This window comes from Macrococcus carouselicus (assembly GCF_004359515.1).
Lineage (GTDB): Bacteria > Bacillota > Bacilli > Staphylococcales > Staphylococcaceae > Macrococcus > Macrococcus carouselicus.
Genome location: NZ_SCWD01000001.1, coordinates 263,353 through 280,549 on the forward strand (window position 1 = coordinate 263,353; position 17,197 = coordinate 280,549).

18 protein-coding genes and 2 pseudogenes are annotated in these 17,197 nt (G+C 36.8%); 15 read left to right on the plus strand and 5 right to left on the minus strand.

The features are described from left to right. Positions 1–18: 18 nt before the first annotated feature. Positions 19–900, minus strand: coding sequence for a UTP--glucose-1-phosphate uridylyltransferase GalU (gene galU, locus ERX40_RS01345; protein ID WP_133416701.1), 882 nt, complete (start codon positions 898–900; stop codon positions 19–21). A 145-nt stretch (positions 901–1,045) separates the two neighbouring features. On the opposite strand from galU (ERX40_RS01345), the gene ERX40_RS01350 reads away from it, so the two are divergent. Continuing rightward, complete coding sequence (locus ERX40_RS01350) at positions 1,046–1,840, plus strand: tyrosine-protein phosphatase (RefSeq protein WP_133416702.1); 795 nt, start codon at positions 1,046–1,048, stop codon at positions 1,838–1,840. Positions 1,841–1,872: 32 nt separating this feature from the next. Here the strand turns inward: ERX40_RS01350 and ERX40_RS01355 are convergent, their stop codons facing one another. Further along, positions 1,873–2,832, minus strand: a complete 960-nt coding sequence (locus tag ERX40_RS01355; protein ID WP_133416703.1) for an IS30 family transposase — start codon at positions 2,830–2,832, stop codon at positions 1,873–1,875. Between the two features lie 613 nt (positions 2,833–3,445). Between ERX40_RS01355 and ERX40_RS11155 the strand changes: the two genes are divergently transcribed. The 12 genes from ERX40_RS11155 (at position 3,446) to ERX40_RS01410 (ending at position 14,531) form a co-directional block, all read left to right on the plus strand. Then, on the plus strand, positions 3,446–3,616 hold the full coding sequence (locus tag ERX40_RS11155; RefSeq protein WP_165980616.1) for a hypothetical protein: 171 nt from the start codon (positions 3,446–3,448) through the stop codon (positions 3,614–3,616). A 526-nt stretch (positions 3,617–4,142) separates the two neighbouring features. Then, positions 4,143–5,072, plus strand: a complete 930-nt coding sequence (locus ERX40_RS01360; protein WP_133416704.1) for an NAD-dependent epimerase/dehydratase family protein — start codon at positions 4,143–4,145, stop codon at positions 5,070–5,072. A 121-nt stretch (positions 5,073–5,193) separates the two neighbouring features. Continuing rightward, the gene (locus tag ERX40_RS01365) at positions 5,194–5,865 is read left to right on the plus strand and encodes a YveK family protein (protein WP_133416705.1); all 672 of its coding nucleotides are present in this window, start codon (positions 5,194–5,196) and stop codon (positions 5,863–5,865) included. 14 nt (positions 5,866–5,879) lie between these two features. After that, on the plus strand, positions 5,880–6,593 hold the full coding sequence (locus ERX40_RS01370; RefSeq protein WP_133416706.1) for a CpsD/CapB family tyrosine-protein kinase: 714 nt from the start codon (positions 5,880–5,882) through the stop codon (positions 6,591–6,593). A gap of 45 nt (positions 6,594–6,638) precedes the next feature. Further along, on the plus strand, positions 6,639–7,514 hold the full coding sequence (gene galU, locus ERX40_RS01375) for a UTP--glucose-1-phosphate uridylyltransferase GalU (protein WP_133416707.1): 876 nt from the start codon (positions 6,639–6,641) through the stop codon (positions 7,512–7,514). A gap of 43 nt (positions 7,515–7,557) precedes the next feature. Then, complete coding sequence (locus tag ERX40_RS01380; RefSeq protein WP_133416708.1) at positions 7,558–8,781, plus strand: hypothetical protein; 1,224 nt, start codon at positions 7,558–7,560, stop codon at positions 8,779–8,781. A gap of 28 nt (positions 8,782–8,809) precedes the next feature. Then, positions 8,810–10,327 carry a murein biosynthesis integral membrane protein MurJ gene (gene murJ / locus ERX40_RS01385; RefSeq protein WP_133416709.1) on the plus strand — a complete coding sequence of 506 codons (1,518 nt, stop codon included), beginning with the start codon at positions 8,810–8,812 and terminating at the stop codon, positions 10,325–10,327. A gap of 11 nt (positions 10,328–10,338) precedes the next feature. After that, on the plus strand, positions 10,339–11,157 hold the full coding sequence (locus tag ERX40_RS01390) for a glycosyltransferase family A protein (RefSeq protein ID WP_133416710.1): 819 nt from the start codon (positions 10,339–10,341) through the stop codon (positions 11,155–11,157). Continuing rightward, complete coding sequence (locus tag ERX40_RS01395) at positions 11,150–11,926, plus strand: glycosyltransferase family 2 protein (RefSeq protein WP_133416711.1); 777 nt, start codon at positions 11,150–11,152, stop codon at positions 11,924–11,926. Before ERX40_RS01390 ends, ERX40_RS01395 begins: the two co-directional genes overlap by 8 nt. A 36-nt stretch (positions 11,927–11,962) precedes the next feature. Further along, a complete protein-coding gene (locus tag ERX40_RS01400; protein ID WP_133416712.1) occupies positions 11,963–12,646 on the plus strand; it encodes a sugar transferase in 684 nt (227 codons plus the stop codon). A 45-nt stretch (positions 12,647–12,691) separates the two neighbouring features. Continuing rightward, positions 12,692–13,846: an acyltransferase family protein gene (locus ERX40_RS01405; RefSeq protein ID WP_133416713.1), complete on the plus strand. Its 1,155-nt coding sequence runs from the start codon at positions 12,692–12,694 to the stop codon at positions 13,844–13,846. Positions 13,847–13,958: 112 nt separating this feature from the next. Continuing rightward, positions 13,959–14,531 carry a YdcF family protein gene (locus ERX40_RS01410; protein ID WP_165980617.1) on the plus strand — a complete coding sequence of 191 codons (573 nt, stop codon included), beginning with the start codon at positions 13,959–13,961 and terminating at the stop codon, positions 14,529–14,531. A 707-nt stretch (positions 14,532–15,238) separates the two neighbouring features. Here ERX40_RS01410 and ERX40_RS11405 read toward each other — a convergent pair. Further along, positions 15,239–15,427: pseudogene (locus tag ERX40_RS11405) on the minus strand (IS30 family transposase); the annotation flags it as partial. 13 nt (positions 15,428–15,440) lie between these two features. Here ERX40_RS11405 and ERX40_RS01420 point away from each other — a divergent pair. Beyond that, positions 15,441–15,731, plus strand: a pseudogene (locus tag ERX40_RS01420) (ATP-binding protein); the annotation flags it as partial. On the opposite strand, the gene ERX40_RS01425 reads toward ERX40_RS01420, so the two are convergent. Then, entirely contained in the window at positions 15,728–16,243 is a 516-nt protein-coding gene (locus ERX40_RS01425) for a S1 family peptidase (protein WP_165980618.1), read from the minus strand. The pseudogene ERX40_RS01420 and the gene ERX40_RS01425 overlap by 4 nt on opposite strands. A 34-nt stretch (positions 16,244–16,277) precedes the next feature. Beyond that, on the minus strand, positions 16,278–16,508 hold the full coding sequence (locus ERX40_RS11160; protein WP_165980619.1) for a hypothetical protein: 231 nt from the start codon (positions 16,506–16,508) through the stop codon (positions 16,278–16,280). 179 nt (positions 16,509–16,687) lie between these two features. Here ERX40_RS11160 and ERX40_RS01430 point away from each other — a divergent pair, with 179 nt between their 5' ends. Continuing rightward, positions 16,688–17,011 (plus strand): hypothetical protein, encoded by a 324-nt coding sequence (locus tag ERX40_RS01430; RefSeq protein WP_133416716.1) that lies wholly within the window; start codon positions 16,688–16,690, stop codon positions 17,009–17,011. Positions 17,012–17,197 lie beyond the last annotated feature (186 nt).

Below are 17,197 nucleotides of genomic sequence, written 5' to 3' on the forward strand. Positions count from 1 at the left end.
GTGGATTACCATCCACTTCTATTTTTTATGTCTATACTCAGCAATAAGGGTTTCCATGAAAGGAATCAAGTCATCTTTCATGCTGGACCGCATCGCGTATTCAAGCGTGGTGGTAACAAATCCTAGCTTATCACCCACATCATAGCGATTGCCTTCAAAGTCATAGGCATAGACGCTTGTGGCTTCGTTGACTTTCTGGATGGCGTCCGTCAGCTGAATTTCTCCGCCTGTGCCGATTTCCTGTGCGTCCAGATAGTCAAAGATGTCCGGTGTCAGGACGTATCTGCCCATTATGGCGAGCTGTGATTCTGTTGTACCGAGCTTCGGTTTTTCAATCAGGTTATCGACTTTATAGGTGCGGCCGTTCTGTTCTGAGAATTCAATGATGCCGTAGCGTTCTGTCTCTTCTCTGGAGACGGTCTTCGCGCCGATGACGGATGTACCGGTCTGTTCATATATGTCCATCAGTTGTTTAATGCCCGGTACTTCTGCGTCGACGATGTCATCGCCGAGGAGCACGGCGAAGGGTTCGTCGCCGATGAATTGTTTCGCGGTCCAGATGGCATGTCCTAGTCCACGTGGTGCCTTCTGTCTGACGTAGAAGATGTTTGCAAGGTTAGTGGAGTGTTCCACTTTTTCAAGTAGTGCTGTCTTATTCTTTTCCTTCAGGTTCAGTTCCAGTTCCAGCTGGGTGTCGAAGTGGTCTTCAATCGCGCGTTTGTGCTTACCTGTCACAATGATGATATCTTCAATGCCTGCAGCGACCGCTTCTTCTACGATATACTGTATTGTCGGTGTATCCAGAATAGGGAGCATTTCCTTTGGCATCGCTTTAGTGGCGGGTAGGAACCTCGAGCCGAGGCCCGCTGCTGGGATGATGGCTTTCGTTATTTTTTTCATATTCTGACCTCTTTTTCTGTCTTTAATCCTAGTTTATCAAATTTAAGAGCGACTTGTCTTTTTATACCGGAGAGATCTATCTGTTTCTCTCATAATTATGAACGTGATATAGTTAGATGAAGAGTGAATATGGGGAGGAACTTAGATGATAGATATTCATAACCACTTACTGATCGGTGTAGACGATGGTCCGGCTGATGAAGCGGCTACATATCATCTGCTTCTGCAGGCTGTTGATCAGGGGATTACCGATATTCTGATTACGCCGCATCATTACTCAGGTGACTGGCGGACGCCTCAGGATAAGGTGATGACAGAGATTAAGCGTGTCGAGTCCATTATTGCTGAGCATCAGCTGCCGGTTAAAGTCTATCCAGGACAAGAGATTCGGATCAATGACAAGGTGATTGAGGAACTCGCATCCGGGTATAATATGTCTCTTAACGGCTCCCGTTACGTGCTGATTGAGTTTCCTTTCAATGATCTTCCTTTCTATGTCGATAATCTGCTGTATGAACTGCAGCTGAAAGGCTATACACCTCTTATCGCGCATCCTGAACGTTGTAAGCCTATCATCAAGCAGCCTGATAAGTTATTCAATCTAGTGGAGAAAGGCGCCATTGCGCAGGTGACGAGTAGTTCTGTTACGGGGGATTTAGGTGACAACCTGCAGGAGACCAGTCTTGAGATGATCAGAAATCATCTAGTACACATCATTGGCAGTGATGCTCATCATCATGAAGTGCGGCCGTTCAAGCTTGCAGAAGCCTATCAGGTTGTTGAGGACCAATTAGGGCGAGAGTATGTCGATTATCTTAAATTCAATTCTGAAGCGATTCTAAATAATAACGATGTGCGGGTAAAAGCACCGAGACAGATGGAGTCTCATTATACATCAAATAGAAAGAAAACGAAGAAGAAATTCTTTGGTTTGTTTTAAAAAAAACTTTTATTTTTTAAGGTTTTCGTTTGTCAAAATAAGCTAAACAACTTCTCATCTTCGATGAAACTCATAAATGCTTCCAATGGTGTCCTGTAACCAAGAGATTTTCTTGGCCGATTATTGAGGGAATGTGCAACTTGAATAATATAATCGTCTCTAACTGTGTTGAAATACATATCTTTGTCCAGACCGTTTCTTCTAAGCATACCATTTGAATGTTCATTAAGACCACGCTGCGAAGGTGTGCCTGGATCAGCAAAAAAGATAGATATATCGTGTTGGTTACTGATTGACTTCCAGCTGGAAAACTCTTTACCGCAGTCGAATGTAATGGACTTAAAGAGACGATAAGGTAAAGCCGAGAACATACTTTTTAATGCTTTTTCAATGTCGGATGCCTTGCGACCTTCCGGTCGTAGGGTGATGATCATCTTAGAAACACGTTCAACAAGGGTGATGACTGCGCTGCCATGACGACGACCGACAATCGTATCTCCTTCAAGATGACCGAACTCTCTATCAAAGTCAGGAAATTCAACTGTTCTTTCTGAAATGTGGCGTTTGAAAGTCTGACGACCTCTTTTCTCATGATGACCGTTAGGTTTTCTTTTCCCTTTCATCGGAAGTGATTGAACAGGAAGAATATCTTCCCGGAACATTCTGTACAGAGTTTTAACAGAACAGCTGATAGATTCTTCATTTCTGCCTATGATTGTGTCAGGTGTCCAGCCGTCGGCTATCTTTTCGCGAGTATAACTGATCTGATGCTTAGGAAGGACGATCTTACGTCTCCCACAACGGGATTTTCTTTTCTTATAGTTCTGATAGAATTCCAGTGCAGATATACCTGCTTTAAATGTATTAATTACATTATAGACGGTCTGTCTTGAACGCTTAATTCTCCGGCAGATCTCACTGACCGAAATTTTCTGGTAGTAATATGATTCTATGAACGCAAGTTCATCCGTGGTAAGATGTGTATAGGCCATTTGTGCTAACTCCTTATGTTTTCTTTGGTCGGAAATACATATTGAGTTTAGCACAGAAGGCTTTTTTAGTTGTCTAGCTTAATTTTATAATCGGTGTAAGTAAAAGAACCCGTCATTTCCCGATAACGAGAAAATGACGGGTTTTTTTACATTATTCAGTCGTTGGAATTAATAAGTTCATAGAAAATCGTAAGATTTTCAGTGGCTTCTTATCAGTAATAGTGTTTTTTCAGAGAAACTTCAGGAACCTTAGGTTTTGATTCTATCAGCGATTATCAGCTCATTAGAAAACTATTTGATGTTCCCACACAAATTTTTAAGGATATAATTCAGTCAGCTGTTAGACCAAATTCAGAAGGAGACGCACTTTAATCAGAAGAGAAAAGTCCCTACACCATTGAAGATTATTGATTCAAATACACTGCCCCTGACCCTTCATCACTATCGCAGAGCAAAGTTCAGAAAAACAAGGTCAGGTGTCAAGCTTGATTCATATAGAAGATCACGATTCATATCCAGATTATGAAGCAATGCGGTTCATAAAGTCATTCACGATTTCAGTACTGGCGAACAAATTAACTTCATTTCAGATGAGATGGTGGTCCTTGGAACAATGACTAACAGGACAGAGAATTACTTTCGCAGAGTGACCGTTCAGAATAATAAAGGAAGGAACTTTGTCTTAGTGATCAATATATTTGACCTATCTCCGGAGGAGATGAGAGAAATCTACAAATCACGCTGGCCATCGAACTATTCTTTAAATGAATCAAATAATATCTGAACGTCAAAACATTTTACGACTGTTCGGAGACAGCTGTCTCCAATCAGGTTTAATTGTCTATTGTTTGAACATGCTGATTAAGTTGAAGAATAATATTAGAAAGAGAATCCTGCAGATTATAAGATTACTGAAAGCCTCTATCTAGGGCAGGGGACACTAAATAATGCCGCTTAGTTATTATGTAATACCATCAGTAAAAAAATGAACGCTTACTACTTCTATTTAGGTACTTTCAATTTTCAAATTATTTTAGACAACATAGGTTCAGAAAATTTAGATTTATTTTTATAATACTAGTGAGTAAAATGTACACTTTTTCATTATGAAATAGTGTTCATTTTTGTATATATAATACTAAAAAGTGTAATTAATAATTTTAGTACTATCAAAAAAATAAATTGTTAAATATAAGGTAATAATGAATAAAAGATGTATTTAAGTAAAAAAAGAAAATAATTTAAAATTTTAGTGACATTATACTTAAATGAGTTAAAATGAAAAATAAGTGAGTAAAGGAGAGATTAAAATGAAGATGTTAATAACGGGTGGTGCCGGTTTTATCGGCTCCCATGTTTGTGAGTTTTATGCCCAGCGAAACTATGAGATATTTGTTGTCGATAACTTATCATCCAGCAACCTTGAAAACATCATGCATATAGAAAATCTGACGTTCTATCAGAAGGATGTGTCCGATTGTGACTTTATGGAACAACTTATTAAAGAACATGACTTTGATTATGTCATTCATCTTGCTGCGCTAGTTAGTGTAGCTGAGTCTATCGCTCATCCCAAAATCTCCCTTAAAAATAATCTTGAAGCCAGTCTGAATTTATTAATCAATCTTAGAAAGCACAGTAAAAAATTAAAGAAAGCACTATTTGCTTCTTCTGCGGCTGTATACGGTAATCTTGAGAAACTGCCTAAAGCACCAGAAGACCAGGTGCTTCCTCAGTCTCCTTATGCCATTGATAAATATGCAGCAGAAAGAAACTTCATTATATTCAATGAGCTCTTTGGCCTTCCTACTACTGTTCTTCGCTTTTTTAACGTTTATGGTGAAAGACAGAATGATTCTTCTCCTTATTCAGGTGTTATTTCTATTATGTTGCACAAATTTAAACATGATGAAAAATTCATTTTTTTTGGTGACGGTACTCAAACACGTGACTTTGTCTATATAGCAGATGTCATCCAGGCTATTAATTTAGTACTGATGCATGAAGAGGCAACTGGGGAAGTCTATAATGTCGGAACAGGTCATCAGACGTCACTCAAAGAGATATTTGATGTCTTCAGTGAGATCAGTAAAATCGATCTTGAATTCGAACATCAAGATGCACGAAAAGGGGACATCAAATATTCATATGCGGAAATCGATAAATTAAGTCATCTTGGGTATACCCCTCAATTCGATATCCACTCAGGCTTAAATAATCTATATAAAAAAATGCAGTAATAATAATGGTTTCTTTTTACTATGCATGGTGATTCGTTGTCAGATTAACGTGTTTACTAATGTAATAAATACTTTTTGATGCTATATTAAAATTGAATATAAAAAGTAATGGAGGATTGAGATGAGAGAAACATTGAATTTTGAGGAAGTATTAAAAGTCCTTAAAGATAATCTTAAATGGATTATAGGACTATCCTTATTGGGGGCTTTAGTAGCAACATTATTAACTTTTTTCTTGCTTGAACCAAAGTATGAAGAAAGTACCCAAGTCATTGTCAGCCAAAATGAAATAAGTAAGACTTTCACTCAGCAAGATATACAAGCCAGTCTTCAATTAATTAATACATACAGTGAAATTATGCAGAGTCCTTCTATTATAGAAGAAGTCATGAGAAATCTTAATATTAAAGAAGATTTAGAAGATTTCTCAAAAAAGATTGAAGTTTCTCATTCTAATGAATCACAAGTTCTTAATGTATTTGTAAGAGACGAGGATCCTAAACAGGCGGTGGCTATTGCAAACGAAATAGCATCTGTCTTCCAGAAGCGTATTCCTGACATCATGAATGTAGATAATGTATCTATTCTGGCTAAAGCTGAGTTAGATAAAAAACCTCAGCCCGTGTCTCCTATTCCAGCAATCAATATACCGATCGGTTTAATACTGGGTGCGCTGATTGGTTTAGCGATTGCTTTCTTACGTGCATTTTTAGATAAGCGCGTTCAAACAGAAGAAGAAGTCAGTCGAGTTTTGGATATACCTGTTATCGGCAGTGTGGCGCATTTTAAGTAAAAAGGAGACCAATGATGTTTAATAATAAAAGAAATAAAAAATCAAAGTTTATCGCAGAACCTCGTAACTTAATCGTTAAGACTCATCCTAAATCACCGGTCAGTGAACAGTATCGTACGATTCGTACCAATATTATTTATTCAGCCATTGATCATCCTGTACAGAAAGTGATTTTTACATCTGCTGCTCCTGGTGCAGGTAAATCGACTACTGCGGCTAACGTGGCACTTGCTTTTGCTCAGACAGGCAAGCGTACTATCCTGATAGATGCTGATTTAAGACGTCCAACTATTCATTATTCATTTGAGACGACAAATAACACTGGTTTATCCACCTTGATTGTTAGTGATTTATCACTTAATGAAATAGTTAAAAAAACCTCAGATGAAAATCTGGACCTGATTATGGCCGGGCCCATTCCTCCTAATCCTGCAGAATTACTGCAATCCAAAAAAATGCAGAATCTACTGATTCTCTTGGCAGAACATTATGATCACATCATTATTGATACACCTCCCGTCTTGTCTGTAACAGATACTTCCATACTGAGCCGCTTTGTGGATGGAGTTGTTCTGGTTACCAATGTCCAAGCTAACAACCGTGACGAACTGAAAAAGGCAAAAGAAAGTTTAACGAATAGTAAAGCTAATATCATCGGAATTGTTCTTAATAACAAAAAAATAAATACCAACGAAAGCTATTATTACTATTATAATGATCAGAATTGATATAAGTGCCAACGCTTCTTAAATTAATAGTTAAGGATGTGTAACATGAAAAAAGTAAGAAAAGCGATTATTCCTGCAGCGGGTTTAGGTACAAGATTTTTGCCGGCCACGAAGGCCATGCCAAAGGAAATGCTGCCGATTCTTGATAAACCGACTATTCAGTATATTGTCGAAGAAGCAGTTGCATCTGGCATTGAGGACATCATTATAGTGACGGGGAAACATAAGCGTGCGATTGAAGATCATTTCGACAATCAGACGGAACTTGAGATGAATTTGAAAGCGAAAGGTAAGATAGAGTTACTAGAAAGAGTAGAACATTCAACAAATCTTGCCAATATCTTTTATGTCAGACAAAAAGAACCAAAGGGACTGGGGCATGCTATTTATACAGCCAAACAGTTCATTGGAGATGAACCGTTCGCTGTGTTATTAGGAGATGATATCGTAGATTGTGAATTTACACCAGGCATTCAACAGCTGATTCGAGTTTATGAAGAGAAGAAAAGTCCTGTTATCGGTGTGATAGAAGTGCCTCAAGAAGATGTAAAACGCTATGGTATCGTAGAATATAATGAACGGCAAGATAGAATATACAAAGTATGTAATCTCTTTGAGAAGCCACAGAATAATGAGACTGATTCAAGATTGGCTATCATTGGCCGTTACGTCTTAACACCTGATATTTTCGATGAGTTGGAAAAAGAGGAAATTGGTGCTGGAGGGGAAATTCAATTGACGGATGCTATTGAGAAGCTGAACCATTATCGTGAAGTCTATGCGATGGAGTTCGAAGGAATACGTTACGATGTAGGAGATAAACTAGGATTTGTAACGACTACGCTTGAATATGCACTCAAATCACCCTTAAAAGCTGAAGTGTTAACATACATGGAAGAGATGCTAAAAAAATATAGATAGTATTTATAATTAGGATGACTAATATTATTAAAGGTGAATTTATATGAAGAATGACAAAGTTCGTTCACGTGCTCCGATTATTTATACTTCATTCATCTATATGATGTTTAACATTGCATTTATATTAGGTGACTGGAAAGTAGGCCCTATCAGTTTCAGCGATATAATAGTCATCTTGTCTATTATATTTTTAGGATTTTATTTTTTAGATCAGAAAATAAACGTTTTGCCGTTCTGGTATTTTATAATCGCCATCTTCTTTCTGATTTATATTCTGATTAATATAATCGCTAATATTTTTTTGAATCAGACATTTGATTTAATTGCAGCTGCTATCTCCTTTATAAAGCTAAGTATTTATTTAATATATTTAATACTTTTCTGTAGCTTCGTGAAATCAACGCGAAGTTATAATCAATTATTGACTATTGCAATGTATACCAGTGTTATTGTTATGCTGATTGGTTTCTATATCTATTTAGTACTGACTCTTAAACTGCCATTACCGTATGAGTTCTTCTGGACATTCGGCAGACAGGATGAAAATAGTTATACGTATTATAGTATTGGTACAATTCTGATACGTGCACGAAGTATTTTTAATGAGCCTGCTCACTATGGCTTCTATCTAAATATCCTGATGACAACACTATTATTTAGTCGATTTCAACCAAATAAATCTATCATGGCATTACTTTATTTGTCATTAGTTCTAACACTTTCTTATAGCTCATATGCAATCTTTATGATGGTTATACTGCTCTACAATATAAAAAGGTTTAACCTTGGGCGATTGTTTACAGATGTTAGAATATATGGTCTCTTACTTGTCGTTCTTGGCTTTATTTATTTTTTCTGGGATATGATTGAGCACGTTATTGTAGACCGAACGAAGAGTATCACTTCAGGCGCAGATGATTCTTCGTCTTCTCGTTTAGCAGGAAGTTGGGATTACATCCATCTTGACACGCTTTTCACCGGCAATGGTATAGGGAATGCACCTGAGATATTCAATATTTATGCATACTATTTAACTGATCTTGGACTGATCGCTTTTATAGCTTATACCGTCTTTACTTTTTTGTTGCTCTATTACAATCCCTATGTTGGCATCATCTTTATCATGCTGAACTTCCAGAAAGGAGGATATTTAGCGGCCATGTACTGGCTATTTGTGACGCTGTTTATCCTGATGGTCATGGAATATAGATTTAAAGGGACTTTCTCAGAAGAAGCGTCGGTTGAAGAAGAACAATTATTACAATAAAAAATAATTGATTAAAAGAGGTAAAATAATGAAAAATGCAGTATTGGCATTGATGGTGATTACGATCCTATCAAAAATCGCAGGATATTTTCGGGATTTAGTACTTGCTTATTATTATGGTGCCAGTGCTACAAGTGATATTTTTTTAGTGGCGTATACAATTCCAAATTTAGCGTTTGGGATAATCGCAGCGGGAATTGCTACCAGTTATATTCCTATGCTATCAAGAATCGAATTTGAACAAGATAAAAATAGAGGCGTTGTTTTTACAAACCAACTTATAAATATCTTACTCATATTAGTCTCCTTGATGGTCGTCATAGGATTAATATTTACAGGTCCAATTGTCCGTCTGTTCGCCATAGGTTTTGCAGGAGATGTCCTTACAAGAGCCATTCTCTATGCTCGCTTTAGCATATTTGGTCTGTATCTGATTCTCGTTATCAAAATCTTAAGTGAATATCTGAATTATAACAAGCAGTTCAATATTCCTTCACTGATTGGTTTACCTCTTAACCTGATTCTCATTAGTTTTATTTTCTTCAGTTATCGTCTTCAAAGTGATCTTATCCTTGCAAGTGCTGTTCTTATCGCATTGATGGCCCAGCTGATGATAGTTGTTTACTTTGCGGTGCGCAAAGGATTCTATTTCAAATGGACCTTTAGTCTTAAAGATGAATACATCAGAAGAACCTTCAAATTGACACTACCTGTTATTATGGGCGCCAGTGTTTTGGAACTTAATAATCTTATAGATCGGACGTTAGCTTCAAGTGTCACAACAGGTGGGGTATCAGCGCTCAATTATGCAAATACTATCAATGTTTCAGTTATTGGCATACTGGTAGCATCGTTTGTTACTGTTTTCTATCCTGAGATATCAAAGAAAGCTGCTCAGAATGACTACAGCGGCTTAAAAAGCTCGCTTAATCAGATACTTATATCTGTTATGTTACTGATTGTCCCTGCAACAGTAGTATGTGCGTTTTACTCAACAGAACTCATCGGTTTACTATATGGACACGGTGCTTTTGAAGAACAGGCCATTCAGTTAACAGACTCAGCGTTCCTTTATTATTCAATAGGAATGGTGAGTGCAGGACTTAATTTAGTCCTTACACGAGTTTTTTTCGCTCTTCAAGATACTAGAACACCAATGGTTAACAGTGTATATACATTACTGATTAATATATCACTTAGCTTGATACTTGTGCGTTTTTACGGATTAAGTGGAATTACAGTATCAACATCCATCGCCGAAACTATTGCGATTGTATTGCTGTTTATTAAATTAAATAAAAAAATAGGAACTATTGAGATTGGTTCTCTTATCATCAATTTTCTAAAAATATTAGTAGCGATTCTTGTTCCTGTTATAGCAGTTAAATATAGCTTGTCATATACTGGCGGTCCTGACTTTTCGAAATTACTCATTCATCTGATTGTAATAATAATTATTTATATATATACCATAGTTTTATTTAAAGTAAATTATATCGACTATATATTACAGCTAATCAGAAAAAAGTATTTAAAAAGAGGATAGGAGAAAACGTGATGATTAAAAAAAATGTATGTGTATTAGTGTCAACAATGTATCAACGGGATTATTCGATTTTGAAGAAAATGAATATCAGTTCGGCTGCAGTAATTATCAATCAAGATGACATTGAAAAAAGAGAGCATTTCGATTTTAAAGGATATCCTATTAAGTTCATTTCAAAAAAAGAAAGAGGTGTCGGGAAAAGTCGGAATCTTGCTCTAAGTGAAAGTACGGGGAGTATTTCGGTGATTGCTGATGATGATCTAGTATATGTCCAGAACTACGAAGAAATAATTATAAAAGCCTTTGAGGAGTTCCCGGATGCAGATATGATTGTTTTTGAAGTACCAAGCATCAACGATCAGCGTGAAGATAAAGCTATAACGAAGAGAGCACAAGTTAGATGGTATAATTCATTCAGATATCCAGCTTATAAAATGGCTGTAAGAACAGAATCAGTTAAGAAAAATAATTTACAGTTTTCACTTGAGTATGGAGGGGGTGCTCGTTATTCCCATGGAGAGGATTCTATCTTTATAACTGATTTTCTTAAGAAGGGTCTTAAAGTTTATTCATATCCTGTTAAAATTGCTGAAGTTAATCATCAAGAATCCACATGGTTTACAGGGCATGATGAAAGTTTCTTTACTAATAAAGGTGCGCTATTCTATGAAATAAGCACTCAATACTATCAATTACTTGCTTTACAGTTTCTGGCTAGACATCGTTCTCTCTATAAAGAGAATCAATTTACTTTCACTCAAGCTTATAAAATGATGATGAAAGGTGCCGACACGAGAAAACAAGATAAAGAAGGTGGGGAAAATGGATAAAGTCAGTATTATTATGCCTGCGTACAATGCGGAATTATTTATTGAAGATGCGATTAATTCTGTTATCAATCAGACTTACCGCAACTGGGAACTGTTGGTGATTGATGATTGTTCAACTGATTGTTCTGCCGCTATTATAAAAACTTATGTTGAACAGGATAACCGGATTAATTATATAAAAAATATAGTAAATTCCGGTGTATCTGTTACACGTAATAATGGTCTTACAGCGAGTACTGGCCATTTTATCGCATTTTTAGATAGCGATGACATCTGGCAACCGACTAAACTTGAAAAACAGATAGCACTTCTGCAGGCAAAAAAAGGTTCATTCAGCTTCACTAATCTGACTTATATCGACAAGCATAACGAAGTATTAGGACAATCTACATTGAAATTACCTGAAGAGGTTAAATATAAAAAGCTATTGAAACATAACTATATCCCCTGTTCATCAGTAGTAGTTGAGAAAAACTATTTGAAGCCTTTTCATGAAGATGCTTATAATTTCCATGAAGACTATTATCAGTGGCTTAATATACTCAAAACAGGAGTAATAGCCTATGGTATCAATGAACCGCTTCTTCTTTATCGTTTTCAGACGACTTCAAAGTCAGGTAATAAATTGAAATCATTTTTTATGACCTTCTATGTGTTTAAGGAATTAGGCTTTAATTCATTAAGTGCATTTGCCCTTACCTCGCGTCATGTACTTATAGCATTGAAAAAATATAAAAATGTCTTAACAAATAGCGTAAAAACCAAGTGATGGGAATTCAGTTGAAGATATAAGGAGGGATAATTGATGAAAATCAGTGCACTGAATCAGAATAGCATTTCTTTTTCAGATTTAAAGTCTAAATTCACCCAAGTTACTAAACGTTCAGCCGATATAGCTATTAGTTTAACAGCTATTGTAGCATTCACACCTCTACTTGCTTATACGGCATATAAGATTAAACAAGAAGATAAAGGACCTATACTTTTTAAGCAGCAGCGCAGTGGTCTTAATAATATCCCTTTTGAGATTTATAAATTCAGATCGATGAAAGTAAAAAAACAACAACTCCCTAGTGAGAGAGTTGAAGATCTGTATGCTTATTTTGGGCAGCGTGTGCCAGATGATTTTATTTTCAAGACGCTTGAATCCAACAACCCTAATGTTACACAAGTAGGAAGATGGATCAGAAAATATTCTGTAGATGAGTTACCACAGTTATTTAATGTTTTAAAAGGTGAAATGAGTATAGTTGGTCCTCGTCCAGAGATAGTAGCTATCACAAAATATTATGATGCTGAGCAATTGAAGCGTCTCAAAGTAAAACCTGGTATCACAGGCTGGGCGCAAGTTAATGGTAGGAGTGAAATCAATCATGGGCTTAAAATTAAGTATGATATCTACTATGTGAATAATGAGTCCGTCTGGCTTTACTTTAAAATAATAGGAATGACACTTATTCAGGTACTTCAAGGTAAAGGGTCTGTATAAAGAAATTCATAAGCTGAGTAGAGTTACACTCAAGGATGTGAGAATTTGAATCTTAAAAGAAATTTCGAGAAAGTCAACGACTTATTTACTGCACAATTATCACTGCACCTAGACTTTATTAGAGGAATTGCTGCTATACTGGTTTTGATTAGTCACATCAGGAACACTTTCTTTGTCGGTTATGATGATGTCACAAATCAGAATGTGATACAGTTCATTTTATTCTCTATCACAGGTATTGGTCATCAAGCAGTCATTATATTCTTTGTCCTGAGCGGTTTTTTTATCTCAAATAGTGTACTGAAATCTGTTATGACCTGTCGTTTCACTTGGCAAAATTATTTAATTAATCGTCTGACACGACTTTATATTGTGCTGATACCTGCCTTATTAATTGGTGGAATAGTCGATACAATCGGTAAGGCCTATTTCAATTATCATTTTCTTGATTACCAACTTGAATCACGACTGAACATTCAGACCCTGTTGATTAACTTATTATTTCTTCAAAAAGGTATACCAGAGACTTTCGGAACAAATGGGCCTTTATGGAGTCTGAGTTATGAGTTCTGGTACTATATACTTTTTCCATTGTCATTATTTGTCTTGACTTCTGATATCTCAAAAAAGATGAAAAGCATTTATACGACACTTATTATTATGATATTTGCTTTAATTGGCATTAAAATCGGACTTTATTATCTAATTTGGTTACTAGGTTTTCTATTGTTAGTTTTGCCGCCACTACCTATCAGGCGGGTACGTACAAAAAAAATTCTGGTTATTGTATCTTTAATGAGTTTTATATTTAGCTTAATTGTAGGTAGGATGAGTTTAATAGGTGTCGCTTTTTTAGATGATATAATAGTTGCAATCCCTTTTACATTCTTTCTGTATTGCCTGATTCACTGTATGGATTCTACTCATTATTCAAGCAAACTTGTATGCTACTACAATCAAACGGCTAAAATTATTTCTGGCTTCTCTTATACACTCTACTTAATACATTATCCAATTATCATGTTTATGTTTGCAGTTCATTGTTCTTGGGGTGGGGAAAGAATGCAGCCTAGTATGAAATTATATTTAATATCAATTGTATTTTCAATGTGGCTAATGATTCTTGCTTATTTTATTTCATTAGTAACAGAAGAGAAGACAGATGTCGTTAAAGAATGGATGAGAACTATTCTCAAATGAATAGGAGTAGAATAGGAAATCTATCCTGTCAATATAGATTTCCTGTTTTAATGTGACGGTATCTTCTAGAATAAAAGTGTAAGAAATATTTACAATATGAAGAGAGGTTATGATGAAGCGGATAAAATTAATGTATGTGTTAATTGTCTTTCTCTTTTTTATAATCTTCATTATAGGAGAGAGTATCATCTTTCCTGCAGGAGAAAGTGCTGAACCTTCTGATATCATCATCGTTTTAAACGGAGACACAGGGCGATTGGAAGAGGCCGCAAGATTATATCATAAGGGATATGGTGAGAAGGTCCTGTTAACACCTGTAACAGATGATAAGTTCAATAATTTCTTATCAGTTAATAAAGCGACTGAATTAGGCATACCAGAAACAGCACTTATTATTGACTATGAAGCGACCAGCACTTATCAGAATGCTGTAATAGCCAAAAATGTGATGATTGAACATAATTTTAATCGGGCTGTAATAGTGACTAGTGATTATCATGTGAAAAGGACACGGCTCGTATTCAACAGAGTAGTACCTGATCATTTTACTTTATGCTATGTAGGGACTTTGAATAATAAAGGACAAAAATGGTACCAACGAAAAGATAGACAGTTTATCTGGGAACGTGAATTTCTCCGTAATTGGGGTTATCGTTTTGGCCTATATAAGTGGATAGATCTCTAAAAGCTAAGGGGTATCTATATAATATTAAACAGTTCTATTGAGGTTCAGTCTGCTGTTCAAGTTTAAAATGAAGTATCACGTTCAAAGAGACAAGTTAAACAGGGAACGTAAGGTGCACTGACTGATAATGGTAGAGGTAATAGCCACTACATTCAATAACTCAATATAATCGGTTGCTCATATTGATATTTTCAAGTAATAAGAAAACTAAAAATTACCTTTCAAGAAAATTTCTCAACAGGTAAGAATCTTAAACTTAAATTGCCATGAAAAGGAACTAGATGCCTGTGCATTCATTAAACGCCTATTATATTCACAGCTGTTTGAGACCGAAAGTCTACGTGCTGCCAGTGATAGTGTTTTTTTCAGAGAAACTTCAGACAACCTTAGGTTTTGATACTATAAGCTATCCTCAGCTCAGTAGAGAACTATTTGACGTTCTTACATAGATTTTTAAGGATATCTTCAGTCAGCTGTTAGACCAAATCCAGATGGAGACGCACTTTAATCAAAAGAGAAAGATTACTACACCCTGAAGATCATTGACTCAAGTACACTACCCCTGAACCTTCATCACTATCACTAGGCAAAGTTCAGAAAAACAAAGTCAGGTGTCAAGATTGGTTTATATGGAAAATCATGATTCATATCCAGATGATTTTTACCTTACAAATGCCTGTGAGAATAATCAGAATCATCTTAAGCTTTTAATGGGTTCTGTAGGCGAGCGATTTTCTGGGACGATTATTGAGTGAATGAGCCACCTGAATGATATAATTATCAGTTACTGAATTGAAATCTATTTCTTTATCGAGTCCATTTCTTCTGAGCATTCCATTTCAATGTTCATTAAGACCACGCTGTGAAGGTGTGCCTGGATCAGCAAAAGATACATTACATTATTTCATCAATCGTATGAGTAAGCCGGATATACTCATCGTTGATGAGTTAGGTTATTTCTCCTTCGATGAGCTGACTGCCAATAAGTTCTCAGACGTATCTAAACGATATGAACGTGACGCCATGATACTCACCTCAAATAAATCCTATGTCGAATGGGGAAAAGTATTCGGTGATGATGTACTGGCAACAGCTATTCTTTATCGCCTGCTTCATCATTCAGTCACATTCAACATCAAGGGGGAGGCTTTCAGAATGAAAGAGAAAAAACAGGCGGGGATTGTCCCAGTTCAACTTTAGTAATAAATGAGGAATTTTATTCCATGGTTTTTGAGGATTTTTAAGTCGTTATTGACACTGACACCATAGACGTTGAAGCTGCTGTCTACAAGCGGAGAGTCTGAAGCACCTGCTCTGAATTTATCTTTCATGATCAGCTCAGTCTTGTTGGCACTTTGCGCGAGGAACATGGCCTGGTTCCAGTAGCGTTGTGTATAATCATCTGTGCCATGATAAGGGTAGCCCACTGAGTAAAGAGGGGTGCCTTTCTTCAGGCTCATGATTTTCCAGTCAGGGGCCAGCGGAAGCGGTCGGACGTAATTAGACAATTTGACGGTCGTGTGGAGTACTGCAAGATCTGCATAAGGAATCTTAACGATATCCTTGATCTTGAAGTTATAAGGTATATTGGCACCGTCCCGGTTCATCATGAAGCGGACATAACTGACATTTGATTTTGTGCCGTTTTGATTATCGATAACGTGCGCATTGGTCAGAATTGTGTAGTCATCAATCACAAAACCGGTACCCATCGACACAATACCGCGACCGGCCCAGCCGTCTTCATTAGAGATATAACGGACCGCTTTGTAGCGGGGATGTATTGCTGTTCGTTGTCCTTTTCATGATGACTGATGAGTTAGGGGTTGACTTCGCCAGTGTGTAGCCTGTCGCAAGATTGGCAGGCCCTAAGCCGTCGTAATAATAATGGGATTCTACAGCATGGGCTTGACTTGAAAATAGAAGCGTGGGTAGTGCCAGACTTACCGTCAGTTTTTTGATCATAGTATGCCTCACTGTTATATTATTTTTTCATTCTATTATATAGGGTGAAGGAAAAACAGAATAGTGTATTGAGTAGTAATGATTCATGATATTGTGAATGCACATATTTCTGAGACATACTCTACGTCAGGAATCCTCTAGAGGGTTTCTGTTTTTTTATATCTGCTTTTGATGATCAAGGGTCATCTAGCATGTCTGTTCAGTCATTTCAAACGCTTGTAAGAGAGGTGAATCAGCTTGTCGGTCATGAGCTCATTGATTATGATAAGCTACGCCGTCAGATAGAATCACGCGATATACAGGTGGATAACCCCTTCAGTAACGATCCGCAGATTACGGCGATCAATTGCACCCGTCATTTTCTCGGTGACAAATTCATTTGTACGGTCATACCCTACAAGCTTCTGTATAGGCGTCCGCTGATCGCTGTTGAACTCAACGTCATCAGCCGCGAGACATTAGAGGGTATTCAGTCGGACCTTAATCATCAAGTTGCCATCAGAATGGAGAGCTGATTGAGGAATTGTACGCTGCTGGTGAAGTAACAGGTTTCTGGTGTCCACGGCTATGGTGTTTTAGCGGACACTGTTCTCAGCGACTGCATTTTCAGCGGATTGTGAGCGCCAGCAAGGATTGACCAGACAGTCAATAGTAAGAGAAAACAGAGCAATCTCGCTCTGTTTTTTTATGCTCACTTTCGG